Here is a 26,524-nt window from a genome sequence, read left to right as displayed (position 1 = left end):
GGTCCTTCTCTTGCCGGGGAGGGAGTTCAGTCGAACAGGACGCCGGGGTTGAGGATCCCCGCCGGGTCGAACGCCTGCTTGATCCGGCGCATCAGGTCGATCTTCGCCGGATCCTCCAGGTCGAGGAAGTAGTGCTTCTTGGCGTGCCCGATCCCGTGTTCGCCGGAAATCGCGCCGCCCAGGGCCATTCCCGCCTCGAACAGGCCGCGCAGGGTGGCTGTCCGCTTCTCGGTGTCCTTTTGGAACACCGCGAGGTGCACGTTGCCGTCGCCCGCGTGTCCGCAGCCGACGACGAAGCTCTCGTTCGCCTGGGCGATCTCGGTGACCTTCGCCATGAACTGGGGCAGCGACGCGCGTGGGAGGACGGTGTCGATGATCTCGTCGGCGCCCGCGCCCTTGGCGGTGAAGAACGCCTTCTCCCGCGCCTCGATGAGCTTGCGGGCCGAGGGGCCGGGCAGCACGTACGCGTCGACCGCGCCCAACTCGCTGAGCAGCGTGCCCACGGCTTCCACGTCGGCGTCGAGGCGGTCGCTCGCGCGGTTCTCCAGCATGACGACCAGGTAGGCCTGGGAGGTGTCGCGGACCTGGTCGGGGATGCCGAGCTGCAGGTCGGCGGTGTAGGTGATGGCGCCCATGGTCATGGCGTCGATGTACTCGAGGATGAGCGGCGCGAGGCCGCTGCCGACGACCTTCGGGACCGCCCGCACCACCGTGTCGAGGTCGGCGAACGGCGCGAGCACGGTGGCCTGATGGGCGACGCGGGGCTGCAGCTTGAGCGTCGCCTCGGTGATCAGCGCGAGGGTGCCCTCGGAGCCGACGATGAGCTGGGTGAGGTCGTATCCGGTGCTGGCCTTGACGAACTTCCCACCGGTGCGCAGCACTTCGCCGGTGGGCAGGACGGCTTCCAGGCCCAGGACGTGGTGGCGGGTGACGCCGTATTTCACCGCGCGCATCCCGCCCGCGTTGGTCGCGGCGGTGCCGCCCAGGCTCGCGCTCAGCTCGCCCGGGTACACGGGGTACACCAGCCCGACCTCGGCCGTGCGGTCCTCCAACTCCTGCAGCGTCACGCCGGGCTGGACGACGGCAACGTGGTTGTCCGTGTCGATCTCGATGACCTTGGTCATCCGGTCGAAGGACACCAGGATGCCGTTCTCCCGCGGCACGGCGGCGCCGGAGAGGCCGCTGCCGGACCCGCGGGCGGTGACCGGCGTGTTCGCCTCGGTCGCGACGCGCAGGAGGTCGGCGACCTCGGCGGCGGTGGCCGGGCGGACGACATAGGCGGGGCGGACGGGTTCGGCGGACAGCGTCTCGTCGTGCGAGTAGTCCTCCGAGGCGTCGGCACCCGTGAGCACATACCCGGCTCCGACGACGTCAGCCAGCTTCGCGGCGAGGTCCATCGCTTCACGATAGTGCGCTGATCAGCACTCCGCCCAGATCATTCAGGCGATCTCCACGACGACCGGCGCGTGGTCCGACGCCCCTGCTCCCGCGCGCTCGTCGCGGTCGATGAACGCCGATGTCACGCGGGCGGCCAGGGAGGGCGAACCGAGGACGAAGTCCAGGCGCATCCCGCGATTGCGCTCGTAGCGCTGGCGGTAGTAGTCCCAGTAGGTGAAGACCTCGGGGCCGGGCGCGTGCGGCCGGACCAGGTCGACGTAGCCGTCGTCGAGGAAGGCGGCGAACGCCTCGCGCTCCGGCGGGGTCACGTGGGTGGACTTGGCGAACGCGGCCATGTCGAAGACGTCCTCGTCCATGGGCGCGATGTTCCAGTCGCCGGTCAGCGCGGTGTCGACGCCCAGCCAGGGGCGGGCGGCCGCACGCAGCTTGGCGAGCCAGTCGAGCTTGTAGACGTAGTGCGGGTCGTCGACCTTGCGGCCGTTCGGGACGTAGAGCGACCAGACTCGGACACCACCGCAGGTGGCGCCGATGGCCCGGGACTCGTCGGCGATCGGGTCGCCCCAGCCGGGCATGCCCTCGAAACCGACCTGGACGTCCTCGATGCCGACCCGGCTGAGGACGGCCACGCCGTTCCACTGGTTGGTGCCCGCCGCGGCGATGTCGTAGCCGAGGGCTTGCAGGCCCATCAGCGGGAGCTGGTCCTCGCGGGCCTTGGTCTCCTGCAGCGTGAGCACGTCGATGTCGTGGCGCTCCAGGAATTTCTCGACCCGGTCGATGCGAGAGCGCAGGGAGTTGACGTTCCAGGTGGCGATTCGCACCAGGTGAAAGTTACGCGGGTCGGTAGCCGGAGCAGACGATCCGCAGGTAGAGCAGCCTGCCGTCGCGCTCGCGGTAATAGACCTGCTGCTCGACGACGTGCGTGCCGTCGGGGTTGGTGATGTCCAAGCGGTAGCCGGTGCGCTGCGTGTCGCCGACCGGCTTCCCGCTCTCCACCTCGGCCAAGGCGTCGATGTGGTCGGACTCCGTGAACCAGTTCGCGAAGACCACGTCGAGCACCTCGGCGGGGCTGCCCGCGTCCCAGAACCTGCCCGGGGTGAGGGCCTTGAAGTCGACGTCGTCGGTGAGCAGCGCGGTCATCCCGTCGCGGTCCCGCTGCGCGATGGCGTGGGCGAACCGTTCTCCGAGAGTGGCCATGGGAGTGACGCTACGCCGTCCATTGCGGACTGCGTAGGTCTTGGGCGGTCACCGCGATATCGGCCGGGATCGCCGCACCGAGGATGACCGCGGCGCCCGCGGCGGCCAGCGCGGGCGCCATCTGGATGCCGTAACCGCCTTGACCTGCGAAGAAGTGGAAACCGGGGTGGCCGGGCGCGGCCCCCACGACCGGGGTGCGGCCCGGGGTGAACGACCGTAGGCCCGCCCAGGCCGTGCGCACGGAGCGCAGGCCGAGGGTGGTGACCTCGTTGACCCGCTCCAGTGCCAGCGCGACGTCCAGGTCGTCGGGCTTGGCGTCGCAGGGCTCGCTGGGGGTCTCGTCGGCGGGTGAGAGCAGCACGCCTTCGCCCTCGGGGCGGAAGTAGAACCGGTCGGCGGCGTCGGCGACGAGGGGCCACGCCGGGTCGACGGGTTTGCCGACCGCGATCGCGATGGTGCGTTTGAGCGGGGTCAGGCCGATCGAGGGAATCCCGGCCAGCGCGGCGACGTGATCGGCCCAGGCGCCCGCGGCGTTGACGACCTCGTCGGCGTGGAGCTCGTCCTCACCGAGGGAGATCCGCCAGCCGCCGCCGTCGCGGGTCAGGGCGGTGACGGGGGCGCCCATGCGGATCTCGCCGCCGCGGGCCTTCAGCTCGCGGACGTAGTGCTGGTGCAGGCCCATCGCGTCGATGTCCATCGTCCCGGTGTCGATCGCGATGGACCGGAACGCGTCAGGGCGAAGGGCGGAGCACAGCTCGCGGGCCTGGGCGACGGTGATGGGCTCGGCGGTCCCCGCGGCCAGGGTGTCGCGAACGTGCTGGTCACCGTCCTCGTCGGTCGACACCCACAGCATGGGCCGGGGACTGAGCAGTTCCGGCGCGAACCGGGTGCGGCTGGCGGCGGTGAGGGCGCGGATGACGGGGCCGCCGTAGCTCGGCAGGTAGACGGCGGCGGAGCGGCCGGTGGTGTGCCGGGCGAGCATCGGCTCGGCTTCCACGAGCACAACGTCGCGGCTCACCGCCAGCTCCGCCGCCACCGACACCCCAGCGATACCGCCGCCGATCACCACCGTCGTCATGCCCCGCAGACTACGGCCGCCAGGCCGGGTCGCGGCCGGTCAATCCCGCCAACCGGTCGAGCACCGGCGCGGTGTCGGGCACCTTGACCTCGGCGCCGAACGCCTCCCACTCCCGAGCCATGTCGGCCATGCCCTCGGCGTCGGCCAGCGCGACGCGGGCGAGTTCGTCGTCCACATCGAGGTCCTGGCCGGTCGCCTTGGCGAGGTCCCACCCGTGGATGACGAGTTCGCCGTAGACCATCTGGCCGATGAAGGACGCGGCCAGCGGGCTCGACGCCATCACCGACTCGCCATCCCAGGCTCCCGGCTCGCCCCACGCGCGGACCGCGCGGTCGAGTCGGTCGGCGAAGAAGTCCTGGAAGCCGGGCATGGCCGCGTAGTCGGTGCTGCCTTCTTTCTCCGAGCCGTCCTCGGGAATCGGCAGCTTGCGCGCGGTGCGCTCGGAGACGACGGCCGACCAGTGCGTGAGGTGGTTGACCAACGCGCGCACGTCCCAGTCGGCGCACGGGGTGGGGAGGTCGTACTGGTCGGGCTTCACGTTCGCGACGACGGCCGCGGCTGCTTTGGCGGCCCGTTCCATGCAGGTCTGCTTGTCCATGCCGCCGACGCTACGAGTTGTCCACAGGGGAGGTCTTGAAGAAACGCGACATGTCGGTGCCCGGGGTTAGGTTGCCGGTGTGGCGGTGGTCGGAGAGAAACGCAAGGGCGTGCTTGGCTCCCAAGTGGGCACCAAGTTCGACCTGCGCACGCTGGCGCCCTCGGCCGCGCTGGCACCGTTCGTCGAGTACTACTGGCTGGTGTCGTGGGATCTGGCCGACCCGATCGAGCAACAGGTGTTGCCCCACCCCAACGTCCACCTGGTGTTCGAGGACGAGGGCCCGCTGCTCTACGGCGTGATGCGCGGGAAGTTCGTGCGGCGCCTCGTCGGCGAGGGGCACGTGCTCGGCGTCCGTTTCCATGCAGGCGGGTTCCGGCCGTGGCTGGGCAAGCGCGTCTCCTCACTGACCGACAAGGTCGTGCGCGGGTTCGTCGAGCCCGGCGGTGTCCTCACGGCGGGCGACGCCGACGCCATGGTCGCCGCCGCGGAGGGGGTGTTGTCGCCGCGGCTGCCCGAGGTCGACCCCGTGGTCGACGACATCCGCGCGATGGTGGCGGCCATCGACGGCGGAGTGTCCAGAGTGGACGCCCTGGCCCGGGAGTTCGGGTTGACGGCGCGCTCGGTGCAGCGGTTGTTCAGCGACTACGTCGGTGTGGGGCCGAAATGGGTGATCCGCCGGTTCCGGATGCACGAGGCAGCGGCCCGTGTCGACTCCGGGGAGGACGTCGGCTGGGCGGGCCTGGCCAACGAACTGGGCTACGCCGACCAGGCCCACTTCACCAGGGAGTTCACCGCGAATATCGGTGTCTCCCCCGCCCGCTACGCCGCTACATTGCGAACATGAGCGAGTTCGAGATCGATGACGACCCGAAGCGGATCGACCTGGACGCCGTGTGGGCGTTCATGTCGACGGAGGCGTACTGGGGCCAGTGGCGCACCCGCGAACAGGTCGCCGCTCAGGTCGAGTCCGCGTGGCGGGTGGTGGGCGCCTACCACCGCGAGACCGGCGCGCAGGTCGGGTTCGCCCGCGCGATCTCCGACGGCGTGGGGTTTGGCTACCTCGCGGACGTCTACGTGCTGGACTCCGCGCGCGGCAACGGATTGGGCAAGGCGCTGGTGCGCGCGATGATCGACGACGGCCCCGGCGCCAAGTTCCGCTGGGCGCTGCACACCAAGGACGCCCACGACCTCTACCGCGGCTTCGGATTCGCCGAGCCCGGGATGATGTACATGGAACGGCGCGGCACCGGCTCGCTCGACTAGGGCTCAAGCAGCAAAGTCGGCAGCGCTTCGCAGAGCCAGTCGAGGTACTGGTCATGCGACCAGCCTCGTTCCTTGGTCATGATGAAGTAGGTGGTGTCGCCGTAGACCGTGAGCAGGATGTCGGTCGCCGTGTCCACGGTCAGGCCGGTCCGCAGTGGCGCCTTCTCCGCGAGCATGACCACGACCTCGCGGAACCCGGTTCGCCGCAAGTCCTCGTGGAACTCGTGGGTGCGGCGCACCTCGTCGTCGGTGAGCGCCGCGCCGCGCAGGATCTCGCTGATGGTGCTGGCCCGCTCGAACAGCGGACCGGCCCCGCGGACGAAGTGCCCGAGTGCCGTCGCCGCGTCCGGTTCGGCGGCCATCGCCCGCCACCACGGCGACTCCTGCGGGATGGTCGGCTCCTCCTCGCCCATGACGAGGCTGTCGATGACCGCGCTGATGAGTGCCGACTTGGTGTGGAAGACGAAATACACCGTCTGGCCCGCCACCCCGGCCCGCTTCGCGATCGAGGCGATCGTGGCGCCGTGGTAGCCCTTCTCGCCGAACTCCTCGTGTGCCGCGCGCAGGATCTTGCGCCGCGTCGCCTCGGACTTCTCTCGGCGGGAACTCTTGACTTCACCCATGACGCGCCACACTATTGGAAGACACTCACTAGAGTGTCACTCTAGCGTAAGGGTAAGATCATGAGCACAGTCGACACCCGTGCGGCGAGATCGCCCGCCGCCGCCGCTTTCGTCCGCCGCGCGGGCGCGATCTGCCTCTGGGCCGGACTGCTGGGCGCCGCCTCCGGCGTCCTCCTGGCGGTCGTCCCGGCCGCGGTACCCGAGGAACGCTTCAGCTATCCGCTGGCCGCGGGCGCTTTCATCGCGATCCAGCTCTGGTTCTTCGTCCAGCATCTCGGACTGATCCTCGGGCAGACCGCGCTGTGGCGGACCGGCGTCGCGGGCCGGTCGCGCGCGGCCTGGATCGGCCACACGGTCGGTCTCGCGGGCATGGCGCTGCTCGCTGTGACCGAGGTGATCGCGACGACGGCCGCCGAGGACCCGTATCCCAGCGAGCGCACCGATCTCCTCGACGTCCTCTACGGGGTGTCGACCTTGGCCACCGGTCTCGGGCTCGTCGTCGTCGGCGTGGCCGTCGTTCGGGCAGGCGCCTGGCAGGGTGCCGCTCGGTGGCTTCCCCTGGCCCTGGGTGTCTGGGTCTTCATTCCGATGACTCCGGCGATCATGGCGGGCCACATCCCCGCACGCCTGTCCATCACCGGCTGGATGCTGCTGTTCGCCGCGCTCGGCTGGACGCTGATGAAGGCCGACCGCGACCGCGTGTGACCGATCAGACGCCGGTCGCGGGAAGCCTCACGCGACCCAGGCGTTGTGGTGGATATGACCACCGAGGTGGACGTCGCCGTCATCGGCGCCGGGCAGGCGGGCCTGTCGAGCGCCTACTTCCTGCGCCGCGCCGAACTCGATTTCGTGGTGCTCGACGCCAACCCCGGACCCGGTGGCGCGTGGCAGCACCGCTGGCCGACGCTGCGGCTCGGCGGGGTGCACGGCATCCACGAACTCCCGTACTTCCCCTTCGAGTCCGACGACCTCGACCGCCCGGCGGCCGAGGTCGTCGCCGAGTACTTCGGTGCGTACGAGCGGAAGTTCGCCCTCCCGATCCGGCGCCCGGTGAAGGTCCACTCGGTGACCGACGGCCCCCGCCTGCGCGTCGAGACCGACCACGGCGACTGGAGCGCACGAGCCCTGATCAACGCCACCGGCACGTGGGACCGGCCGTTCTGGCCGCACTACCCCGGCCAAGCCGACTTCCTCGGCACGCAGCTGCACACCGCCGACTACCCCGGCCCGGCCGCGTTCACGGGCAAGCGCGTGGTGGTCGTGGGCGGCGGCGCGTCCGCGGTTCAGGCGCTGATGGAGATCGCCACCGTCGCCGCCACGACGACGTGGGTCACCCGGCGTCCGCCGGTGTTCCGCACGGAACCGTTCACCCAGGAAGTCGGCCGCGCGGCGGTCGCCCGGGTGGACGAAGCGGTGCGGGCGGGCCGCAGCCCGGCAAGCGTCGTCAGCGTGACCGGGCTGTCGCTCACGCCGGAGGTCATCGCCGCGCGGGAGAGCGGGGTGCTCGACCGGCAGCCGATGTTCTCGCGGGTGCTGCCGACCGGTGTCTCCTGGGCGGACGGCCGGATCGTCGAGGCCGACGTCATCCTCTGGGCCACGGGTTTCCGGGCAGCCCTGGACCACCTCGCCCCGCTGGGCCTGCGTGGGCCTGGCGGCGGGATCGTCATGGACGGCACCCGCGTCGCGGCGGACCCGCGCCTGCACCTAGTCGGCTACGGCCCGTCCGCCAGCACGATCGGCGCCAACCGGGCGGGCCGAGCGGCGGTTCGCGAGATCCGCGCCCTGCTGGGACAGCGGACGACCAGCGCCGCCTAGGCGAATGGGGAGAGCTCGGGCCGCTTGGGCGCGCGCCCATCACCCGAGGACCGCCCGGTGAGCCGCCTGCCGATCCACGGTCCCAAGTGCTGCCGGGCCCACCGCAGGTCCGAGCGCACGCGGCTCGCCACCGACGCGGGCGCCATCGGCGGCACGGGACCGGCCCAGTCGAACTCGGGTTCGTGTCCCAAGGCCTGCAGGGTCGCCTCGGCGACTCGGCGGTGCCCTTCGGCGTTGAGGTGGATGCGGTCCTCGGCCCACAGCGCCGGCGAGTCGAACACCTTGGCGGAGAACAGGTCCACCACGATCGCCGAGTGCTTCTCGGCCAGCTCGTCGACCACCGCGAGCAGCCGGTTGATCCGGGGCATCAGCCGCGCGCTGCCGCGCATCCGGGCGGTCGGGTCGACCACGCGGAACAGCACCAGCTGCTTCGCCGCGCCCGACAGCTCCTCCGCCGCGTGGATGATCTTGGCCGCCACCGCGCCGACGTCGCAGCCCGGCCGCAGCACGTCGTTCATGCCGCCCGCGAAGCTCACCAGGTCCGGTGCCATGGCCACGGCGGGCGCGACCTGCTCGTCGACGATCTGCCGGACGAGCTTGCCGCGCACCGCCAGGTTCGCGTAGCGGAATCCCGGTGTCGACGCGGCGAGCCGGTCGGCGACGAGATCGGCCCAGCCACGGCAGGTGCCGTCGGGAAGGTCGTCGGACATGCCTTCGGTGAAGGAGTCCCCCAGGGCCACGAAACTGGTATATGCGTTCATGTTGTGGCCGAGTTTAAACTCTTGAGTAACTTGATTTGGGCACTAGGGTCCGGCACATGAAGCGACCCTTGATCATCGCCGCGGCGGTCGCCGCGGCCTTCGGTTTGCTGCAGGTCCCCGCCTCGGCCACCCCGGAGCCCGGACTCACCTGGCAGCTCTCCCCCACCGGCTCCGACTCCCGGCTGCGCGGCCTGTCCGCCGTCAGCCACCACGTGGCCTGGGCGAGCGGCAGCGGCGGCACCGTCCTGCGCACCACCGACGCCGGCGCGTCCTGGCAGCGGTCGACCCCGCCGGGAGCGGAGACCCTGCAGTTACGCGACATCGAGGCGTTCGACGCCCACAACGCCGTCGCGATGTCGATCGGCCCAGGTGAGGACTCGCGGATCTACCGCACCACCGACGGCGGCGCGACGTGGACCGAGACGTTCCGCAACACCGAGCCGACCGCGTTCTACGACTGCATGGCGTTCTTCGACCGCAGGCACGGCCTCGCGCTCAGCGACCCGGTCGACGGCAAGTTCCGCGTCCTGTCCACCGGCGACGGCGGCGCGACGTGGTCGGTCCTGCCGTCCGACGGGATGCCCGCCGCCCTGGAGGGCGAGTTCGCGTTCGCCGCGAGCGGGCAGTGCGTCAGCGTCGCGGGCGGCCGGGACGCGTGGATCGCGACCGGCGGCGGCGCCAAGGCCCGGGTGCTGCACTCGAACGACCGCGGCCGGACCTGGACGGCGGCCGACACCGTGCTGGCGAGCAACGCGAGCGGCGGCGTGTTCGCCACCGCGTGGCGCGACACCAAACGCGGGATCGCCGTGGGCGGCGACTTCGCCGCGCCCACCAACGGCGTCGACGCGCTGGGCCTGACCCAGGACGCGGGCCGGACGTGGACCAAGCCGTCGAACGCCCCGCAGGGCTACCGCTCCGGCGTCGCCTGGCACCCCTTCGTCCGCAGTGGTGCGATAGCGGTCGGACCGACCGGCAGCGACGTCACCTTCGACAGCGGCCGCAGCTGGAAACAGTTCGACGCGGGCACGTTCGACACGGTTGACTGCGCCCGCGACGGCGCGTGCTGGGCCGCGGGAGCGACCGGTCGCGTCGGCATCCTCCGCCTGACGACGTAAGGAAACCCCCGCGTGGCTTCAGCGATCCACAACATCACCTTCGACTGCGCCGACCCGTACACGCTGGCCCTCTGGTGGAGTGAGGTCGTCGCCCGGCCCATCCAGCCGGAGGACGAGCCGGGCGACCCGGAGGCGATGATCCACTTCGACCACGGCCCGACGCTGCTCTTCATCCGCGTTCCCGAGGGCAAGTCGTCGAAGAACAGAATCCATCTCGACCTGCGCCCGGACGACACCCGCGACGCCGAGGTCGAGCGGCTGCTCGCCCATGGCGCGTCGCTGGTCGACGACCAGCGCAGGCCGGACGGGACCGGGTGGGTCGTATTGGCGGACCCTGAAGGCAATGAGTTCTGTGTGGAGCGTTCGGCCGCGGAGAAAGCGCGGCACAGCGAAGGTGCGGGGGTCACGGCATGACCATCGATGTGGAGCGCACCGGTTCGCATGAGTTCGTGGCGCGCAATGATCGCGGGGCCGAGGTCAAGATCGGCCGCGTCGGCCAGGAGGGGGCGTTCAGTCCGGTCGAACTCCTCCTGGCCGCCGCGGCGGGCTGTGTCGCGGTCACCGGCGAGGAACTGGTCCTCCGCCGCGCGGGTGAGATCCCGATGCGGGCGACGGCCGCCGATGTGCGGCCCGATGGCGCCCACCAGCTCGACGGGGTCGACGTCACGTTCGACGTCGACCTGTCCGGGCTGGACGCCGACGCGCAGGCGGAGGTGCGAGCGGTGGTCACCCGGGCGGTCGAGGCGCTGTGCACCGTCACCCGGACGCTGAAACAGTCGAGCGAGGTGCGCTTGGGCATCGGCTGAGAACACCGCGGAGAGTTCGCGACGAGAGCCCGTCCTACCTGGTGAAACACCGGCGAGGGCGGGCTTTCGCGATCTTGGTGGGACCGCCTGACATGCACTTGTGCGCATCCTTGGCGAGGTTGCCTCGTTGACCCGCTCGACAGCCACCCCCGCTGTCCGCCCGCCGTCGCGGCGTCAGGAGGTCGTTGTGACTGGTCACAACTCCAGTGCCCGAAATACGCCTGGATGTCCCAACAACCTCCGATCGAGACAGGCGTTGAGTCCTGTATCGACAGTCGCCGACCCTGGGAGTGCCATGTCCACGCGCAGGCGCCGCGCCGCCGTCGCCCTGATCGGCGGGCTCGCGTTCCTGATCGTTCCAGGGGTTTCCCAGGCGGCCGCTCCCGAAGTCGCCCCAGGCACCCTGTCCGGCGTCTCGGTGGTGAAGACGGGGTGGTGGTGGCGGGTCAACGAGACCCCCGACCAGCCCGCCGCCGCACCACCGGCGGTAGCGCCGCCCAACGCCCCCAACGGGTCGCTGCCGGTGGCCGCGGCGGTCGGCGACCCGGAGAAGATCTTCGCCATCGAGTTCGCGCTCGACGCCGAACCGGGGGCGACGGTGACGTCGTTCGTGTTGGCGCTCAAGCAGAACGGCGCGCCCGCGGCCAACGCCAACCAGGAGAGCGCGAAGATCATCGCGTGTCCGGTGACCGAGTTCTGGGCCGACGGCCAGGCCGCGCCGTGGAAGACCCAGCCACTGTTCGACTGCGGCGCGCCGGCGGCGGGAACGGCCGGACCGGGCGGCGTGTGGACGTTCGACCTGACCTCCATGGCGAGCACCTGGCTCGCGCCGGGCAGCTCGGCGCCGCCTTCGGTCGTGCTGGTGGAGAAAGTCGAAGCGCCCGCGACGTTCCAGGTCGCGTTCGACGGTCCGGCGGCCAACGGCGTGGGCGCGAAACTGGTCTCCACGCCCGCCCCGCCGACCACCAGTCCATCCATTCCGGACAGTTCGACCGGCGGCGAGTCGGCGGGATCCTCCGGCGGCACAGGCGGAACCGGCACGGGTGACCTGGGCGGGGGTGGCGGTGGCGGCGTGCCTGCCGATGCAGGCGCCGTGCCCGACCCGGGCCCGGTCCCCGCGGCCGCGGGGGAGCCGGTCGCGGCCGGTCCGGAGGCACCAGCCGCGGCGGGACAGGCGCAGGCCGCGCGGAGCGCGGGCAAGCTGCCCATTTTCGACAACATCCCGACGGCGGCGCTGTTCCTGATCCCGGTGGTTCTCGTCGCCGCCTACCTGATGATGCTGGCGCTCGGCCCGGCGGGCGAGCCGACACTGACGACGGTGCGCCGCGGCGTGAGCCGCGCCCTGGAAACGCGGCGTGCCGCGGGAGGTCGGCTGTGATGCGCGTTCGGAACACCTTGGTGCCCGCGGTCTTCCTCACCGTCGCCGCGCTCGCCTCGACGGCCTGCGGCCAGAAGCCCGGCGTGGCCGAGCTCGGAATCGGCCCGGGCGGGCAGTACTACGGCGACGGCACCGGCCAGGTCGGCGCCGACGGCGCTGCGCTCGACCCCGGCGCGGCCGCACCAGGTGTGGACCCGGTGACGGGTCAACCCGCGGGGAACGTGCCTGGCGCGGGTGGTGCCACTGGCGGCGGCTCAACCGGCGGTGGCTCAACGGGTGGCGGCGGCACCAGACCAGGCCCAGGTGGCGGTACCCCAGGCGGCGGAGGTGGACCGGGCGACCGAACCGGGGTCACCGACACGACCATCAAGATCGGCGTGCACGCCCCGGTCACCGGTGCGGCCGCGTTCCCCCAGCAGTCGTTTCAGAGCGGTGTCGGGGTGTGGGCCAACCACATCAACAGCAAGGGCGGCATCCACGGCCGCAAGGTCGAGATCGTCTTCCGGGACGACCGCTTCGACCCGAACAGCGCGCGCGGGGTGTGCAAGGAACTCGCGCAGCAGCAGAAGGTCTTCCTGCTCATCGGCGCGGGCGGCTCCGACCAGATCGACGCCTGCGCCCGCTACGCCACCTCGGTCAACACGCCGTACCTGTCGGCCGGTGTGCACGAGACCCGGCCGAACCTGGGCTCACTCAACGCGCTGCGCACGTTCCACGCGATGTCGCTGACCTACGAGGAGCAGGTTCCGCTGCTGGTCAACGTGGCGAAGACGGACCTGGCGGGCAAGAAGGTCGCGGTGATCGTCGCCGACAACGACAGCCTCAACAACTTCTACGCCAAGGTCGACGGCGCGATGAAGCAGGCGATCGGCGCGAATGTGGTGCTGTCGCGGCGAATCCCTAAGAAGACCGACGTGGACGCCCCGGCCATCGCCACCCAGATCTGCAACAGCGGCGCGCAGGCGGTGCTGTGGAACGCCAGCCCAAGCGGGTTGATCAATGTCAGCAAGTCGATGACGTGCGGTGTGCAGTTCTTCGGGCCGGGCAACACCAACGGCCTCAACATCGTGGCCACCGGCGGCTGCCCCAACGTGAGCAACGCGCTGTTCTTCTCGTCGTTCCCTGGGCTGGACAAGATCGGTCAGCTGGACCCGGAGTTCGACCCGGCCTACCGCCGCAAGACCGGCTCCGCGCCCGACGACATCGGCGTCGCGCTGTGGGGCGCGGAGAAGCTTGTCGGCGCGATGCTCCAGGCCACCGGCAAGGACCTCAGCCGGGAGAGGTTCCTGGCCACGCTGGTCAGTGGCAAGCGGTTCGACACCGGGGTCTACCCGGGCGTGCAGTGGAGCGGCAGCGACCATTTCGGCGGCACCGCCATGCACTTGCTGCGTGCCGACTGCGGCGCGCGGCAGTACCGCACCCAGCGGCTGAACGTGGCGCCATGAGCGGATCTTCGACACAGTGCCTTCGCGAGTGCAGCCACCGAACTTGTGAGGTGGCCGCGTGAGTATCGATGAACTTGGCATCGTCCTGGTCACCGGAGTACTGCAGGGCAGCGTCTACGCCTTGGTGGCGTTGGGAATCGTGCTGGTCTACCGGGCGTCCGGGGTGTTCAATTTCGCCCAGGCCGAGTTCGGCACCACGGGGTTGTTCGCCGCGTTCGTTGCGGTGGAGATCTGGGGCTGGTCCTACGGCTGGGGTGTCCTCTTCGGACTGCTCGCCGCGGTCGCGATGGGCTTGCTGACCGAGCGGCTGGTGATCCACCCGCTGCGCAACGCCTCGAAGGTCACGCTGCTCGTCGGCACGGCGGGCGTGGCGCTGACGGCGGTCGGAATCCAGTTCTGGCAGAACAACGAGGTGCCGATCCGGCAGATGCCCAAGATCGTCGAGGGCGTCGCGGCGACTCCGTTCGGGGCCGCGGTCACCTACCAGCAGCTGATCACCTTCGGTGTGCTGTGCGCGGTCGCGGTCGCGCTGGCGGTGTTCTTCCGGTCGCCGTCGGGTCTGGCGATCCAGGCGGCGCAGCAGGAGTCGACGGCGGCGGAACTCGTCGGCATCAGCGTGCGCCGGGTGTCGATGATGACGTGGGGCATCGCCGCGCTGCTCGGCGGGCTGGCGGGCGTGCTCGCCGGCCCGAACACCACGTTCACCGCGGGCTTCCTGACCTTCGGCGCTGGTCGGGCCCTGCTTCCGGGGCTCATGGCCGCCGTGCTCGCCGGGATGCGCAGCATGCCGGGCGCGGTCATCGGCGGACTTGTCGTCGGCGTCGTCGAGCAGCTGGGCACGCTGTCCGCGTTCGAACAGGTCCACGGCGCGAAAGCCCTGGTGCTGTTCGTCTTCCTGCTCGCCGTCCTGCTGCTGCGGCCGCAGGGCCTGTTCGTCCGGAGGGCAGCGACATGACCGCGACACAGACTCCACCGGAGACTCCGGCCGAGAAGACCGCGGTCCTCCCAACGGTCAGCGTCGAGGAGAAGCCGTTCCGGCCAAGGGCGTCCGGCGTGCTGGGCCGTGGTGTGGTCTGGGCCGCGGTGGCGTGGCTGGTGCTCGCCGTCCCCGGCAACCATCTCTCGCCGTTCGACCTCGGCGTGTCCGATGTCGGCGTGCTCTCGACCGCGGCCATCTTCGCCATCATCGGTCTGTCGCTGAACGTGCTGATCGGCTACGCGGGCCAGATCTCGTTGGGCCACCAGGCTTTCGTCGGCATCGGCGCGTTCACCTCCGCGTTCGTGGTGACCGACCTGGGCATGGAGTTCTGGCTGGCGGTGCCGGTCGCGGCGTTCATGGGCGGGGTCCAGGCCGCGGTGCTCGGCGCGATCTCGCTGCGGCTGTCCGGGCTGTACTTCGCGCTGGTCACGTTGGCCTACGGGATGTTCGCCGAGGAGAGCCTGTTCGGCATCGCCGCGCTGACCGGCGGCGAGGGCGGCAAGGCGGCGCCGCGGCCGATCGGCTTCGAGACCGACTACCAGTACTACTACGTGTGCCTGGCCTTCCTGGCCCTGGTGTGGTGGCTGGACCTGCGGCTCACCCGGACCAAGGGCGGGCGGGCGCTGCAGGCGCTGCGGGAGAACCCGCGGGTGGCCTCGTCCTACGGCATCAACGTCAAGGCGTACACGATGCTCGCGTTCGTCGTCTCCGGTGTGTTCGCCGCGATCGGCGGGTCGCTGCTCGCACACCACGACGAGGTGATCGTGCCGAGCAGCTTCGACTTCGAACTGGCCTTGCTGTTCGTACTGATGACAGTCGTGGGCGGGCTGCGCAACCGGCTCGGGGTGGTGCTCGGGTCAGTCTTCTTCGCGCTGTTGGGCTCGGGCTTCCTCGTGGAGGTGCTGCACCTGACCGGCTTCGTCGAGGGGGTCATCGGACTGCCCAAGGAGTTCGTCGCCCTGGTGATCGGCCCGATCCTGCTGCTGCTCACGATCACCCGCTTCCCCGGCGGCATCGGCCAGCAGGTCGCGCCGATCCGGGGCTGGATGCTCGGCGGCCGGTTCGACCGGCACGCGGGCGCGGTCAAGGAGATCGAGGTGAACGATGTCCGTGCTTGAGGTCGACGCGCTCAGCATCAACTTCGGCGGTGTCCAGGCGCTGCGCGAGGTCACCTTGCGCGCGGGCGAATGGGAGATCGTCGGCATCATCGGCCCCAACGGCGCGGGCAAGACCACGCTGTTCAACTGCGTCACCGGCTTCTACAGCCCCACCTCCGGCCGGGTCCGCCACCGCGGCCGCGACATCACGGCCATGCCGGTGCACGCGCGGGCCGCGCTCGGGATCGGGCGCACGTTCCAGAACGTCGGCCTGGTCAAGAACGCCACGGTCTTGGAGAACCTGCTCACCGCCCAGCACCTGCGCATCGGCTACGACCCGGTGACCGGCATGGTGGGCGGCCCGGCGACCTTCGTCGAGGAGCGCGGGCTCACCGACCGCGCCCACCAGCTGCTCGAACTGTCCGGGCTCGCGGGTCACGCGCACGCGCGGGTCGCCGACCTGCCCTACGGGCTGCTCAAGCGCATCGAGATCGCCACCGTGCTGGCCACCGACCCCGATCTGCTGCTGCTCGACGAGCCGGGATCCGGGCTCGGACCGGAGGAGGCGCACTCGCTCGGTGACACGCTTCTGGGGCTGCGCAAGGAGTTCGGCCTCACGATCGTGATGATCGACCACCACGTTCCGCTGGTCACGCGGATCTCCGACTACGTGTACTGCCTCAACTTCGGCGAGGTGCTCGCCGAGGGCCGACCCGACGTGGTGCGCCGCCACCCCGAGGTGGTCCGCGCGTACCTGGGCGAAGAGGAGGCCGCGTCGTGACGCTGCTCAAGATCGAGAGCCTGGTCGTCGGCTACGACGCCTTCCCCGTGCTGCACGGCGTCGACTTCGAGGTCCAGGAGGGCGAGGTCTGCGTCCTGCTCGGTCTCAACGGCGCGGGCAAGACGACCACGGTCAGCACCATCGCCGGTCTGCTGCGACCGCGGTCGGGGCGGGTCCTGTTCGACGGCAAGGATCTCGGCCGCAAGTCGCCGTCGGCGCGGGTGAGCGCGGGCATCTCGCTGTGCCCCGAGGGCAGGCGGGTCTTCCCCCGGCTGACCGTGCGGCAGAACCTGCGGCTGGGCGCCTGGACCCGCAGGCGCGACAGCAAGACGGTCAAGCGGCAACTCGACCTGGCCTACGACTACTTCCCCCGGCTCGCCGAGCGCGAGGAACAGCTCGCCGGGACGCTGTCCGGCGGCGAACAGCAGATGCTCGCCGTGGGCCGCGCGCTCATGTCCCGTCCCCGGCTGCTGCTGATCGACGAGGCATCCCTCGGGTTGTCCCCCACCGTCGCGAAGACGGTGTGGGAGGTGACGTCGCGGATCAAGGCCGACGGCACCACCGTGCTGATGGTCGAGCAGAACGCGGGGGCGCTCCCGTTCGCCGACCGCGCGCTGATCATGGAGAAGGGGACGCTGGTCTACACCGGCGTCGGCGACGAACTGCGCCAGGTCAACCTGCGTGAGGCCTACCTGGGCGCCTGAGCCGCCCACGACGAAGGAGTACACAGTGCGGATCAACCTGGGTCGACTCGGCGGACAGCTGGGGGTGCTGCTCTGCGTCACCGGCTTCCTCGTGATGTTCCTCGGCTGGAACGGCGCGGCCAGCAGCAACTTCACCCCCGCGCAGTTCCCGTACCTGATCTCCGGCGGAATGGTCGGGCTGGCGATCGTGGTGATGGGATCGGCGATGATCATCGTGCAGAACCACCGCGCCGACCGGGTCCGGCTGGAGGACGCGCTCGACCGCGTCGCCGCCGCGGTGGCCGACCACGGCTCCAACCCGGCCGCCGCCAACGGATTCGGCTTCACCGGGTTCGTCGTCGCCGGAGAGTCGTCCTATCACCGGGTCGACTGCCACCTCCCGCAGGCGCGTGACGAGGCGGAACTGGTGAAGATCGACGACGTGATCGTGCGCGGCCTGACCCCGTGCCGGGTGTGCAACCCGCCGCAGCTGGGACAGGCGACGCTGCAGCTGTGAGACAGCTCGTCGCCCTGGTGCTGTGCGCGCTCGTCACCGGGTGCGGCGGCTATGCCCGCGAGCCCGCGTCGACGGCGGCCGCGCCACCGCCGATCCCGGTCGACTGGTCGGTCGAGGATCCGGGTCCGCCACCCGCCGAGCCGCTCCGCCCGGACCTGCTCGTCCTGGGCACGGACACGCTGCCCGAACCGCTCGTGGCCGAGGTGCTCGCGGTGCGCGGTGTCCGCGGATCGCTGCGGCTTTCCGTCGCCTCGGTCGCCGTCGCACACCAGACCATCACGGTGGCGGGCGCGGATCTCGCGCCCTACCGGCGGTTCGCCGCGAAGGTCACCGCCGAATCCGAGCCGGTCTGGCGGGCGCTGGCAGCGGGCGAGGCGGTCATCACCCACGAGATCGGCCGCGACCTGGGACAGGATCTCGGCGGCGAGCTGGCGCTGCGGGACCAGAGCCAGGACTTCCGGCTGCGCATCGGCGCCTACGCCTCGACCGTCCCCACCATCGACGCCCTGGTGAACGTCCGCCGCGCCGAACAGCTGGGCATGGTTCCCGGCAACGCCATCCTGCTCTCCGTGGACTCGACGGACGTGCGCAAGACCCTCGAGCGGGTCACGGGCGGCACAGCCTCGGTCCAGCCGCTTTCCGAGCCCGCCCGCGGGGCAGGCGGAGAGCGGCAGGCCGCGTACCTCACGGGCGGCTCGGTGGCCAAGGCGGTCGGCTCGTTCAGCTACCGGTACTTCCCCGACGGGAGCGTCGAACCCGATGCCCGCTGGGTGTCGGCGAACATCCGCACCGAGACCGTTCCCCTGTTGGGCCGGGTCACCTGCCACCGGCGGATGCTGAGCCAGCTGCGCGGCGCCCTGACCGAGATCGAGCGTGCCGGGCTGGGCGCGCTCGTGCACCCCGGCGAGTACGGCGGCTGCTACGTGCCCAGGTTCATCGGCCGTGACCCGCGCCGGGGACTGTCGCTGCACACTTGGGGCATCGCCGTGGACCTCAACGTCCCCGGCAATCTGCCCGGCACGGCCGGGCAGATCGATCGGCGCGTGGTTTCGGTGTTCAAGAAGTGGGGCTTTTCCTGGGGCGGGGACTGGCGGCAGCCCTCCACGGATCCGATGCACCTCGAATTGGCCGCGCTCGTGGAGAGCTGACTTCCGGCCATGGACACCGGCCATCCCACCTGGTAGACCCCTCCTGGGGTTCTACCCACAGCCAGGTCGGGGACCGTCCTACCGGAAGGTCCAGAAATGAAGTATTCGAGACGCAGGCTGTCCGCCGTTCTCGGCCTGACAGCGGCACTGGTCGTCGCACCCGCGGCCACCACGAGCACGGCGGCGACCAGCGCCACGGATTCGACCTATGTCGTGCTCTACCGGCAGGGCTCGTCGACCGCGGACGCGAGTCAGGCCATCGCCGCCGCGGGCGGGACCGTCGTGGCGAACTACGCCGAGATCGGCGTCATCGTGGCCCGCTCGGCGAACACCGGGTTCGCGAACACGGTCAAGAAGTCGAGCAAGGTCGACGGCGTCAGCGCCACCTCCGGCTTCGGCATCCGCAACGAACCCGCCGCGGCCGACGAAGCCGCGGTCGAGGCCGTGCAGGCGACCTGGGGCGACACGCTGTCCGGCTTGCAGTGGGACATGGTCCAGATCAACGTTCCGCAGGCCCATGAGGTGACCGGAGGCTCCGGCTCCGTCGTCGTCGGCGACATCGACACCGGGCTGGACTTCACCCACCCCGACCTCGCGCCGAACTACGACGCCGCGCGCAGCGCCGACTGCTCCAGCGGCGCCCCGGCACCGCTGCTGCCCGGCAACGACGCCAACGGCCACGGCACGCACACCGCGGGCACGATCGCCGCGGCGGCCAACGGCTCCGGCATCGTCGGGGTGGCCCCGAACGTGAAGATCGCGGGCATCAAGTCGAGCAACGACGACGGCTTCTTCTTCCCCGAGATGGTGATCTGCTCGTTCATGTGGGCCGCGAAGAACGGCATCGACGTGACGAACAACAGCTACTTCGCCGACCCCTGGCTGTTCAACTGCAAGAACGACCCCGACCAGCGGGCGATCTGGGAAGCCGAACGCCGCGCCATCCGCTACGCGCAGTCCAACGGCGTGCTCGTGGTCGCGTCGCAGGGCAATGACAGCACCGACCTGTCGCACCCGACCGTGGACGTCATCAGCCCCGACTTCCCGCCCGGCAGCGAGCAGGAGCGCGAGATCACCAACGCCTGCTCGGTGGTCCCGGTCGAGGTCCCCGGAGTCGTCGGCGTGACCGCGACGGGCAACCTGCGGCTCAAGTCCTTCTACTCCTCCTACGGCATCTCCACCGCCGACGTCACCGCCCCCGGCGGCGACTCGCGGCTGCAGCTGACGGCCGCCGCACCGAACGGACGGGTCCTCTCGACCTATCCGGCGGCGAACCCCTGTGCACGCCAGGTCATCGACCCCGGGACCGGCGCGAAGTACTGCTACCTGCAGGGCACGTCGATGGCGGGCCCGCACGCCGCGGGTGTCGCCGCGCTGCTGGCCTCGGTCCGTGACGGGTCCTCCGGCCAGTTGGCGTCCCGGCTCCAGCAGGCGACCAACCCGCTGGCCTGCCCGGACACGTCGATCTACGCCGACTTCCCGCAGAACAGCGGTGCGCCCCAGACCTGCCAAGGCGGTCCGGCGCACAACAGCTTCTACGGCTCGGGTGAGGTCGACGCGCTGAAGGCGGTCAGCTAACACCGGATCGGTGTCCAGGCCGGGGCGACTCGGCCTGGACACCATCCTTGCCGGACCATGGCCGATACGATGCCGCGTGTGTGCCGCGACCGGCGGCACCCGAGGGCGAAGGCGGCCGGGTGGACGACGAACTGCTGGCGTGGGCACCGAAAGCGCCCCCGCGGCCGGAGATCGGGCTGCCCGGCTACAGCGACTTCCGGCTGGTCGCCCAGGGAGGCGAAGGCACGGTCTACCGGGCTCGGCAGGACGGGTTGGGCCGCGATGTCGCGGTGAAGGTCCTGCAGGTGGCCGACCCGGCGACGCTCGCCCGGTTCCGGCGGGAACTGGAGATCACCGTCCGGCTGGGGCGTCAGCACCCGCACATCGTGACCGTGCTCGACACCGGCACGGTCGCGGACGGGCAGCCCTGCATCGTGATGGAGTTCTACGACCTGGGCTCACTGCACGACCGGCTCCGCGCGCGGGGGCCGCTGCCGGTCTCCGAGGTCGTCGCGGCGGGCATCGCGGTCGCCGACGCGCTCGCTTTCGCCCACGCGCAGGGGTTTCTGCACCGCGACGTCAAGCCGCAGAACGTGCTGGTGCTGCCGACGTCGTACGTGCTGGCGGACTTCGGGATCGCCCGCGGCGCGGACGCGGGGCACTCGGCGTCACTGGAACTGGTCAGCTACCGGCATGCGGCGCCACAGATGATCGAGGGCGTGGCCCCGGCGGCGGCCGACGACCTGTGGTCGCTCGGGTCGACGCTGTTCACGCTGCTGGAGGGGGTGCCGCCGTTCGCGTCGGACAACCCCGACGAGGACACGGTGCTGACCTACCTGGGCCGGGTCCGGTCGGCCGAGCCGCGGGCGCTGACCCGCCCGGAGGTGCCCGCCGACCTGGTGTCGGTGATCCGGCGCTGCCTGCGCAAGGACCGGGCCGACCGGTTCGCCGACGCCGCCGAACTGCGCGACGCGCTCGCCGAGGTCGGGACCGAGGTGCGCAAGTGGGGCCCACCCGCCATTCCGTCCACTGTGGACATTGTGGATTCCGAGGCGACCGCCGTGTCGCCGGTGGAGCGCACCCAAAGCGTGCCGCTGACCCATTCGGCCGACTTCGGACCGCTCCCGACGCCGGAACCCGAGCCGGAAGCGGAGCCGCCTCGCGCGCCCGTGGTGGATGAGGCGCGCGGGACGATGACCGGCAGGCTGGCCGACCTGACGGTCCGACACGCCCCGGCGCCCGCTGCCCCGGACTTCGGCCCGGCCGCGCCGGAGATCGCCCCGGAGCAGGTCACGCCCGCTGTTGCTCCCCTGCCGGCCGCTCCGCCCGCCGTCCGACTGGCGGCCGTTCCCCCGCCGTTGGCTGTTCCGCCGCATGACTGGGATCTCGTCGATGTCGACGCCACCGACCGCACACCCGACCCGGACGAGCCACCGGCCCGTCGACGCGGCTGGGCGTTCGCGGTGGCGGGCCTCGTCGCCGTCGTGGCCGGAGTCGGCATCGGGATCTTCGCCAACCGCGGTGACACGCCGGCCGCCGCACCCCCGGCGACGACGACCAGTACCACCGTGAGCGTGCCCACGACCACGGTCCCGGCGACGACCACCACCACCTCGGCGGCGGCGCCCATCGCCCAAGGCGGCGACCCGAAGACGGCTCCCGTCCTGAAACGCCTGGCGGACAACGGGAGCACCGTGGAGGTGCACTGGACCGACCCCACCGGGGGCCGGGCCCACTTCGTGCTCTACGACGTCACCGACCCCGCGGCCAAGCCCAAGTTCGTGTCCGGAGTGGACCCCGGCGAGACGAGCTTCGTGGTCCCCGACCTCGACCCCAAGGCCAAGCAGTACTGCTTCCAGCTCGTCGCCATCGGCTTGGACGACCCCACCACCAAGAAGGGCTCCTCCGCCCGCGTGTGCGCGGTCCGCAACTAACGCCTCAGAGGCCTCGGGTCGACCGCCCAGAAGAGTCGCCGGTACCAGGGAACCACCCGCTTTATACCCGCGCGGACCTGCCGTGCGAGCCGCCACGAGTCGTCCGGGCCGGTGGTGTCGGGGGCGAACGCGGCCCGGTCGGCCAGCGCCGCCAGCCGCAGCGCGGGCTCCGGATCCGGGACCAGCGCGGCGATGTCGGGCGCGGTGAGGTGCCGGGCGGGCTGCCGACCGGCCAGCAGCAGCACATCGAGCACCCACGCCCACGCGCCAAGGGCTCCCGCGCGACGCAGCCGTGCCCGCCGCACGGCCCGCAGGCAGGCGAGGACCAGCAGGGCAGACAGCGGGAGCGCGGGGAACAGCAGCAGCCAGTGCCGAGACCGGGGCTTCGCCTGCGCCGCATCGGGTTGAGCCTGCTGCGACGGGACCACCAGCGGCGGCCCGTCCTTCGCCGGGACCGTGGGCTGGGCCGTGGTCGAGGCGAGCCGGTTGAGCACCTCCCGCTTCGACGCAGCGCTCGGTCCGCTGTCGGTGCCCGACACCGGGTCGAACGGCACCCAGCCCCAGTCGGCGAAGTACACCTCGGGCCACGCGGTGGCGTCGACGCCCCGGATCACCCGGTAGCCGTCCGGCCCCTCGGGCACCGGCTGGAATCCGACCACCACGCGGGTCGGCAGACCGACCGCCCTGGCCAACACCGCGAACGCCGTGGCGAACTGCTCGGCGGTGCCCTTGCCCGCGCCCGCGTCGCCCGCCGGGCCGAACAGGAACTGCTCGATCCGCGCGTAGGACGACCCGACCGGTGCCTCCGCGTCGGGGTGGCGGTCGAGCCGCACGACCTGTTCGAGCGCCACCGCCTGCTCGTAGGGCGTCCTCGTGTTGGCGACGGCCTGCCGCGCGTAGTCCGCGAGGGTCGCGGGCAGTCCGGGGAGGTCCAGGTAGCGGCGGATGGCATCGCCGGTGGGCACCTTCGCGCCCGCCAGGTCGTCGTCGTTGGGCCGGTCGACCACGCCACGCACGTCGTAGGACAGGCCCGGACCCACTCCGCGCGGCAGCATCAGTGAGCCGGAGTCCGGGTCGACCAACACGTCGCCGAGACTGGTCGAGACGGGCCTGCCGACGGTGGGCAGCCAGTTGCCGTCGAGCGCGCCGACGACCAGTTCGACGTCGGCCTCCCGCGCCCGGCGGCCCGCGGGCAGGTCCGGCGGGGCCACCGCCCCGATCGGCCCGTACAGCGACGACGCCTGCCACGCCGCGCCCGTGTAGTCGGCCAGCACGACGAGCCGCACCGGCAGCTCCGGGCCACGCATCCGGAGCAGTTCGGTGTCGGCCATCGCCGCCCAGGAAGCCAGCCGCGGCAACGGGTTCGACACCGCGAGGTCGGTGACCGGCGGACGCACCAATTCCCGCGGCTCGAACGCGTCGCGGCTCGGCAGCACGCCCGCGAGCAGCGCTACCGCCGCCAGGACGGCGAGCACAGCGCCAGGCGGACCGAGGGAGACCCGGCGGGTTGACTCGGCCCGGTCCACGACCACCCACCCGAACGCGGCCAGCACGACAACCGCGACCGCCACCAGACCGCGCGCATCCGCCCGGCCGGCGGTGACCAACGCGCCCGCCGTGTAGAGCACGACGGCCCCTACCGGCGGTCCGATCAGCGAACGCCTTTCCCCCGCAACGGAAACCGCCACGACGAGCGCGACGAGGAACACCATCAGCACACCCGGCATCAGCAGGTCTGGCGTCGGCGGCGCCGGACGCGCGGAGGTCAGCAGCCGGGGAACGCTGTCACGCAACACTTCCAACGGCCCACCCGCGATCGCACCCCGGGCGACGAAGTACCCGCCCAGCAGACCGACCGCACCCGAGCCCACCAACGTCATCCCGGTCGTCAGCCGGAAACGTCGAGCCAGCACCACCACGCCGAACGCGACCACGACAGCGCCCGCGAACAACGGCCAGGCCACCGAACCGGACCATCCCCCGGCGAGCGGAAACGCCGCCACAGCAAGAAGGACGGCCGCCCACCCAGCGCGCAACCCGGTCACCAGGTCACCCCGGTATCCCACGCCCGCAACAGGTCCTCGGCATCAGCGGCCCGCACCACCAGCACACTCCCCATCGCGGACACACCCACGCCATCGCCCGCGACCGTCAGCCGCATCGCCGAGAGCGCAACCGACTCATCACAGCCCACCACCTCGAGACCACCCGCGGACATCGACACCCCCGCAGAGTCACCCACCCATCCGACGCACCCGGTCACCGAGCCACCCCGGAATCCCACGCCCGCAACAACCCCTCGGCATCAGCGGCCCGCACCACCAACACACTCCCCATCGCCGACAGGCCCGCGCCCTCGTCTGCCACCGTCAGCACCACGCCATAGGACGCGCGGCCCGCTTCGAGCAGCATCGCCGAGAGGTCCGCCGACTCACCGCAGATCACGGCCACCACGTCGAGATCACGCGCGGGCACCGAGGCGTCCCCGGCGTCGTCCACCAGCGCCACATCGGCCAGTGCCGCGAGGACGAAGCCCGAGTCGCCGTCGGCTGCCTCGATGTCCAGCGACCCCGAGACGGTCAGCAGCCGCACCGGATGGGCGTCGGCGATCGCGGAGGTCAGCAGTGAGGCGGCCGCCTCGACCGCGTCCTCGAACTGCCGCTCCCGCGGGTATCCCGACGCGCGGTCGTCGAGCAGGACAGCGAGATGCGGCCGCGCCGGGTCGGCGTCCTCCCGGATCATCAGGGTTCCGGTGCGCGCGCTCGTCGCCCAGTGCAGCCTGCGGAGGTCGTCGCCGGGCACGTACTCGCGCAAGCCCACCAGGTCCGTGCCGCCGCGCTCGACCCGCTCGTCGGCGCCGATCTGGCCGCGCCGCGCCCCCGACGGCAGACCCCGGACCGGGAGCACCCGCGGCACGACCCGCACCTCCACGACCTCGCCCACGGTCGTGCGCGACTCGGCGAGACCGGCCAGCCCGCGCCTGCGCAGAGTCAGCGGGCCGACCCGCCAGACACCGCGGCGGTCGGTCGGGATGCGGTACTCCACAAGGGTCCGTTCCCCCGCCGCCAGGACCGGGATGTCGACCGGCACCGGCTCGCCCGCCACCTCATCGGTCCCGTCGAGCACCACGGGAAAGCGTTTGCGCACGCTGGTGATCTCGAGCGTTCCGGTGCACACGCCGAGCCGCTGCACCGTCCGCGGCCGGACGGTGCGCGACGACGTCACCGGGGCCGCGAACAGCACCGAACCCAGCCCGGCGAGCGCCGTCACCGTCAACGCGATGCCCAGCGCGGCGAGTCCTGGATAGCGCCACCACAGTCCGAGTCCGCCGAGCAGCACGCCGAGGACGAGCGCGGTCACACCCCGCGCGGTCATTGCGGTGTGGGGCGCGGGACCTCGACCCTGGCCGTGATCTCGGCCAGCACCTCGGTGGTCGTCGCGCCCGCGAGCTGGGCCTCGCGGGTGAGCACCAGCCGGTGGGCGAGCACCGGGCCGCACAGCCGCTGCACGTCGCTGGGCACGGCGAAGTGCCTGCCGTGCGAGGCCGCGTACACCTGCACGCACCGCACGAGCGCGCGCAGGCCGCGGGTGCTCGCGCCGAGCCGCAGCCGGTCGTCGGCCCGGGTCGCGGTGCCCAACTCGGTGATATAGCGCAGGATCGGGTCGGCGACGTGCAGCGTGGCGAGCCTGCGCGCGCACTCCGCCACCTGGTGCGGGTTGGTCACCGTGGGCACCGTGCCGATCCGGCCCGCGCCGCTGCCCGGGCGCAGCACGTCCAACTCGTGGACGAGTTCCGGGTAGCCGATCGAGGTGCGCAGCATGAACCGGTCGAGCTGCGCCTCCGGCAGCCGGTACGTGCCGTCGAGGTCGATCGGGTTCTGCGTGGCCACGACCAGGAACGGGTCCGGCACGGCGTGCGCGACACCGTCGACGGTGACCGTGCGCTCCTCCATGACCTCCAGCAGCGCCGACTGCGTCTTGGCCGCCGCCCGGTTGATCTCGTCGGCGAGGACGACGTTCGCGAACACCGGGCCCGGCCGGAACCCGACCTGTCCGCTCTTCGGGTCGTAGACCGAAGTGCCGGTGACGTCCGACGGCAACAGGTCCGGGGTGAACTGCACGCGCCGCGACAGCCCGCCCAGGGCGCCGGCGACCGCACGCGCCAGCGTCGTCTTGCCGGTGCCGGGAACGTCTTCGAGCAGCACGTGCCCGCCCGCGAACATGGCCACCAGCACCAGGTCGACCACCTCGCGCTTGCCGCGCAGCGCGGTCTCGACGGCGTCGCCGACGCGTTTGTGCAGCGCCTGGAACGCGGCGATCTCGTGCTCACCGATCGCCGCGCCGGTCATCGTCG

The 26,524-nt window shown here is 71.4% G+C and carries 27 protein-coding genes; 17 read left to right on the top strand and 10 right to left on the bottom strand.

Features of this window, described 5'->3' with window-relative positions; translation table 11 throughout:
- Window positions 1-26: 26 nt before the first annotated feature.
- The 5 genes from C8E96_RS18225 to C8E96_RS18205 are packed head-to-tail and all read right to left on the bottom strand — an operon-like array spanning window position 27 to window position 4,268.
- Window positions 27-1,397: an FAD-binding oxidoreductase gene (locus C8E96_RS18225; protein ID WP_091372003.1), complete on the bottom strand. Its 1,371-nt coding sequence runs from the start codon at window positions 1,395-1,397 to the stop codon at window positions 27-29.
- Between the two features lie 42 nt (window positions 1,398-1,439).
- Complete coding sequence (locus tag C8E96_RS18220; RefSeq protein WP_091372006.1) at window positions 1,440-2,216, bottom strand: exodeoxyribonuclease III; 777 nt, start codon at window positions 2,214-2,216, stop codon at window positions 1,440-1,442.
- A gap of 10 nt (window positions 2,217-2,226) precedes the next feature.
- Window positions 2,227-2,592, bottom strand: coding sequence for a hypothetical protein (locus tag C8E96_RS18215; RefSeq protein WP_091372009.1), 366 nt, complete (start codon window positions 2,590-2,592; stop codon window positions 2,227-2,229).
- A 10-nt stretch (window positions 2,593-2,602) separates the two neighbouring features.
- Complete coding sequence (locus C8E96_RS18210) at window positions 2,603-3,670, bottom strand: NAD(P)/FAD-dependent oxidoreductase (RefSeq protein ID WP_091372012.1); 1,068 nt, start codon at window positions 3,668-3,670, stop codon at window positions 2,603-2,605.
- 10 nt (window positions 3,671-3,680) lie between these two features.
- A complete protein-coding gene (locus C8E96_RS18205) occupies window positions 3,681-4,268 on the bottom strand; it encodes a TIGR03086 family metal-binding protein (RefSeq protein ID WP_091372015.1) in 588 nt (195 codons plus the stop codon).
- A 79-nt stretch (window positions 4,269-4,347) separates the two neighbouring features.
- On the opposite strand from C8E96_RS18205, the gene C8E96_RS18200 reads away from it, so the two are divergent.
- Both C8E96_RS18200 and C8E96_RS18195 read left to right on the top strand, forming a co-directional pair.
- The gene (locus tag C8E96_RS18200) at window positions 4,348-5,112 is read left to right on the top strand and encodes a helix-turn-helix domain-containing protein (RefSeq protein WP_228769757.1); all 765 of its coding nucleotides are present in this window, start codon (window positions 4,348-4,350) and stop codon (window positions 5,110-5,112) included.
- Window positions 5,109-5,531 (top strand): GNAT family N-acetyltransferase, encoded by a 423-nt coding sequence (locus C8E96_RS18195; protein WP_091372018.1) that lies wholly within the window; start codon window positions 5,109-5,111, stop codon window positions 5,529-5,531. The genes C8E96_RS18200 and C8E96_RS18195 overlap by 4 nt, the downstream gene beginning before the upstream one ends.
- On the opposite strand, the gene C8E96_RS18190 is transcribed toward C8E96_RS18195, so the two are convergent.
- On the bottom strand, window positions 5,528-6,154 hold the full coding sequence (locus tag C8E96_RS18190; protein ID WP_091372021.1) for a TetR/AcrR family transcriptional regulator: 627 nt from the start codon (window positions 6,152-6,154) through the stop codon (window positions 5,528-5,530). The two genes, C8E96_RS18195 and C8E96_RS18190, sit on opposite strands and share 4 nt — an antisense overlap.
- A gap of 60 nt (window positions 6,155-6,214) precedes the next feature.
- On the opposite strand from C8E96_RS18190, the gene C8E96_RS18185 reads away from it, so the two are divergent.
- Complete coding sequence (locus tag C8E96_RS18185; protein ID WP_091372024.1) at window positions 6,215-6,859, top strand: hypothetical protein; 645 nt, start codon at window positions 6,215-6,217, stop codon at window positions 6,857-6,859.
- Window positions 6,860-6,913: 54 nt separating this feature from the next.
- Window positions 6,914-7,969, top strand: coding sequence for an FAD-dependent oxidoreductase (locus C8E96_RS18180; RefSeq protein ID WP_176926739.1), 1,056 nt, complete (start codon window positions 6,914-6,916; stop codon window positions 7,967-7,969).
- On the opposite strand, the gene C8E96_RS18175 is transcribed toward C8E96_RS18180, so the two are convergent.
- Window positions 7,966-8,730 (bottom strand): SGNH/GDSL hydrolase family protein, encoded by a 765-nt coding sequence (locus C8E96_RS18175; RefSeq protein WP_091372027.1) that lies wholly within the window; start codon window positions 8,728-8,730, stop codon window positions 7,966-7,968. The two genes, C8E96_RS18180 and C8E96_RS18175, sit on opposite strands and share 4 nt — an antisense overlap.
- A 56-nt stretch (window positions 8,731-8,786) precedes the next feature.
- On the opposite strand from C8E96_RS18175, the gene C8E96_RS18170 reads away from it, so the two are divergent.
- The 13 genes from C8E96_RS18170 (at window position 8,787) to C8E96_RS18110 (ending at window position 22,170) form a co-directional block, all read left to right on the top strand.
- A complete protein-coding gene (locus tag C8E96_RS18170) occupies window positions 8,787-9,845 on the top strand; it encodes a beta propeller repeat protein (RefSeq protein WP_091372030.1) in 1,059 nt (352 codons plus the stop codon).
- Window positions 9,846-9,857: 12 nt separating this feature from the next.
- Window positions 9,858-10,259 carry a VOC family protein gene (locus tag C8E96_RS18165; protein WP_091372033.1) on the top strand — a complete coding sequence of 134 codons (402 nt, stop codon included), beginning with the start codon at window positions 9,858-9,860 and terminating at the stop codon, window positions 10,257-10,259.
- On the top strand, window positions 10,256-10,651 hold the full coding sequence (locus C8E96_RS18160; RefSeq protein WP_091372036.1) for an OsmC family protein: 396 nt from the start codon (window positions 10,256-10,258) through the stop codon (window positions 10,649-10,651). The genes C8E96_RS18165 and C8E96_RS18160 overlap by 4 nt, the downstream gene beginning before the upstream one ends.
- 295 nt (window positions 10,652-10,946) lie before the next feature.
- Window positions 10,947-12,029, top strand: a complete 1,083-nt coding sequence (locus C8E96_RS18155) for a hypothetical protein (RefSeq protein WP_091372039.1) — start codon at window positions 10,947-10,949, stop codon at window positions 12,027-12,029.
- The gene (locus C8E96_RS18150) at window positions 12,029-13,474 is read left to right on the top strand and encodes an ABC transporter substrate-binding protein (RefSeq protein ID WP_091372041.1); all 1,446 of its coding nucleotides are present in this window, start codon (window positions 12,029-12,031) and stop codon (window positions 13,472-13,474) included. Before C8E96_RS18155 ends, C8E96_RS18150 begins: the two co-directional genes overlap by 1 nt.
- A 58-nt stretch (window positions 13,475-13,532) precedes the next feature.
- The gene (locus C8E96_RS18145) at window positions 13,533-14,429 is read left to right on the top strand and encodes a branched-chain amino acid ABC transporter permease (RefSeq protein WP_091372044.1); all 897 of its coding nucleotides are present in this window, start codon (window positions 13,533-13,535) and stop codon (window positions 14,427-14,429) included.
- A complete protein-coding gene (locus C8E96_RS18140; RefSeq protein WP_091372047.1) occupies window positions 14,426-15,571 on the top strand; it encodes a branched-chain amino acid ABC transporter permease in 1,146 nt (381 codons plus the stop codon). The genes C8E96_RS18145 and C8E96_RS18140 overlap by 4 nt, the downstream gene beginning before the upstream one ends.
- Entirely contained in the window at window positions 15,558-16,331 is a 774-nt protein-coding gene (locus C8E96_RS18135) for an ABC transporter ATP-binding protein (protein ID WP_091372051.1), read from the top strand. The genes C8E96_RS18140 and C8E96_RS18135 overlap by 14 nt, the downstream gene beginning before the upstream one ends.
- Complete coding sequence (locus C8E96_RS18130; protein WP_166658040.1) at window positions 16,328-17,035, top strand: ABC transporter ATP-binding protein; 708 nt, start codon at window positions 16,328-16,330, stop codon at window positions 17,033-17,035. Before C8E96_RS18135 ends, C8E96_RS18130 begins: the two co-directional genes overlap by 4 nt.
- A 25-nt stretch (window positions 17,036-17,060) precedes the next feature.
- Complete coding sequence (locus C8E96_RS18125; RefSeq protein ID WP_091372055.1) at window positions 17,061-17,531, top strand: hypothetical protein; 471 nt, start codon at window positions 17,061-17,063, stop codon at window positions 17,529-17,531.
- Window positions 17,528-18,679 carry a M15 family metallopeptidase gene (locus C8E96_RS18120; RefSeq protein WP_091372058.1) on the top strand — a complete coding sequence of 384 codons (1,152 nt, stop codon included), beginning with the start codon at window positions 17,528-17,530 and terminating at the stop codon, window positions 18,677-18,679. The genes C8E96_RS18125 and C8E96_RS18120 overlap by 4 nt, the downstream gene beginning before the upstream one ends.
- Window positions 18,680-18,775: 96 nt before the next feature.
- Window positions 18,776-20,257: a S8 family peptidase gene (locus C8E96_RS18115; RefSeq protein ID WP_091372060.1), complete on the top strand. Its 1,482-nt coding sequence runs from the start codon at window positions 18,776-18,778 to the stop codon at window positions 20,255-20,257.
- Window positions 20,258-20,337: 80 nt separating this feature from the next.
- Window positions 20,338-22,170, top strand: coding sequence for a serine/threonine-protein kinase (locus tag C8E96_RS18110; RefSeq protein ID WP_166658039.1), 1,833 nt, complete (start codon window positions 20,338-20,340; stop codon window positions 22,168-22,170).
- Here C8E96_RS18110 and C8E96_RS18105 read toward each other — a convergent pair.
- The 3 genes from C8E96_RS18105 to C8E96_RS18095 form a co-directional block, all read right to left on the bottom strand.
- Entirely contained in the window at window positions 22,167-24,215 is a 2,049-nt protein-coding gene (locus tag C8E96_RS18105; RefSeq protein WP_133794560.1) for a transglutaminase family protein, read from the bottom strand. The genes C8E96_RS18110 and C8E96_RS18105 overlap by 4 nt on opposite strands.
- A 214-nt stretch (window positions 24,216-24,429) precedes the next feature.
- Window positions 24,430-25,530 carry a DUF58 domain-containing protein gene (locus C8E96_RS18100; protein WP_228769758.1) on the bottom strand — a complete coding sequence of 367 codons (1,101 nt, stop codon included), beginning with the start codon at window positions 25,528-25,530 and terminating at the stop codon, window positions 24,430-24,432.
- A gap of 11 nt (window positions 25,531-25,541) precedes the next feature.
- Window positions 25,542-26,519, bottom strand: a complete 978-nt coding sequence (locus tag C8E96_RS18095; protein ID WP_091372929.1) for an AAA family ATPase — start codon at window positions 26,517-26,519, stop codon at window positions 25,542-25,544.
- Window positions 26,520-26,524: the final 5 nt, after the last annotated feature.

It is taken from the genome of Actinokineospora alba (assembly GCF_004362515.1).
Classification (GTDB): domain Bacteria; phylum Actinomycetota; class Actinomycetes; order Mycobacteriales; family Pseudonocardiaceae; genus Actinokineospora; species Actinokineospora alba.
The sequence above is the reverse complement of the archived record's forward strand: the minus strand, read 5'-3'. Positions and strand labels throughout refer to the sequence as shown.

What these genes read in the sequence shown, in the direction of transcription:
- C8E96_RS18155 (WP_091372039.1), top strand. Translation starts at nt 10,947, where the DNA reads ATGTCCACGCGCAGGCGCCGCGCCGCCGTCGCCCTGATCGGCGGGCTC.
- C8E96_RS18135 (WP_091372051.1), top strand. Translation starts at nt 15,558, where the DNA reads ATGTCCGTGCTTGAGGTCGACGCGCTCAGCATCAACTTCGGCGGTGTC.
- C8E96_RS18175 (WP_091372027.1), bottom strand. Translation starts at nt 8,730, where the DNA reads ATGAACGCATATACCAGTTTCGTGGCCCTGGGGGACTCCTTCACCGAA.
- C8E96_RS18170 (WP_091372030.1), top strand. Translation starts at nt 8,787, where the DNA reads ATGAAGCGACCCTTGATCATCGCCGCGGCGGTCGCCGCGGCCTTCGGT.
- C8E96_RS18190 (WP_091372021.1), bottom strand. Translation starts at nt 6,154, where the DNA reads ATGGGTGAAGTCAAGAGTTCCCGCCGAGAGAAGTCCGAGGCGACGCGG.
- C8E96_RS18180 (WP_176926739.1), top strand. Translation starts at nt 6,914, where the DNA reads ATGACCACCGAGGTGGACGTCGCCGTCATCGGCGCCGGGCAGGCGGGC.
- C8E96_RS18205 (WP_091372015.1), bottom strand. Translation starts at nt 4,268, where the DNA reads ATGGACAAGCAGACCTGCATGGAACGGGCCGCCAAAGCAGCCGCGGCC.
- C8E96_RS18210 (WP_091372012.1), bottom strand. Translation starts at nt 3,670, where the DNA reads ATGACGACGGTGGTGATCGGCGGCGGTATCGCTGGGGTGTCGGTGGCG.
- C8E96_RS18185 (WP_091372024.1), top strand. Translation starts at nt 6,215, where the DNA reads ATGAGCACAGTCGACACCCGTGCGGCGAGATCGCCCGCCGCCGCCGCT.
- C8E96_RS18140 (WP_091372047.1), top strand. Translation starts at nt 14,426, where the DNA reads ATGACCGCGACACAGACTCCACCGGAGACTCCGGCCGAGAAGACCGCG.
- C8E96_RS18095 (WP_091372929.1), bottom strand. Translation starts at nt 26,519, where the DNA reads ATGACCGGCGCGGCGATCGGTGAGCACGAGATCGCCGCGTTCCAGGCG.
- C8E96_RS18225 (WP_091372003.1), bottom strand. Translation starts at nt 1,397, where the DNA reads ATGGACCTCGCCGCGAAGCTGGCTGACGTCGTCGGAGCCGGGTATGTG.
- C8E96_RS18160 (WP_091372036.1), top strand. Translation starts at nt 10,256, where the DNA reads ATGACCATCGATGTGGAGCGCACCGGTTCGCATGAGTTCGTGGCGCGC.
- C8E96_RS18195 (WP_091372018.1), top strand. Translation starts at nt 5,109, where the DNA reads ATGAGCGAGTTCGAGATCGATGACGACCCGAAGCGGATCGACCTGGAC.
- C8E96_RS18215 (WP_091372009.1), bottom strand. Translation starts at nt 2,592, where the DNA reads ATGGCCACTCTCGGAGAACGGTTCGCCCACGCCATCGCGCAGCGGGAC.
- C8E96_RS18115 (WP_091372060.1), top strand. Translation starts at nt 18,776, where the DNA reads ATGAAGTATTCGAGACGCAGGCTGTCCGCCGTTCTCGGCCTGACAGCG.
- C8E96_RS18150 (WP_091372041.1), top strand. Translation starts at nt 12,029, where the DNA reads ATGCGCGTTCGGAACACCTTGGTGCCCGCGGTCTTCCTCACCGTCGCC.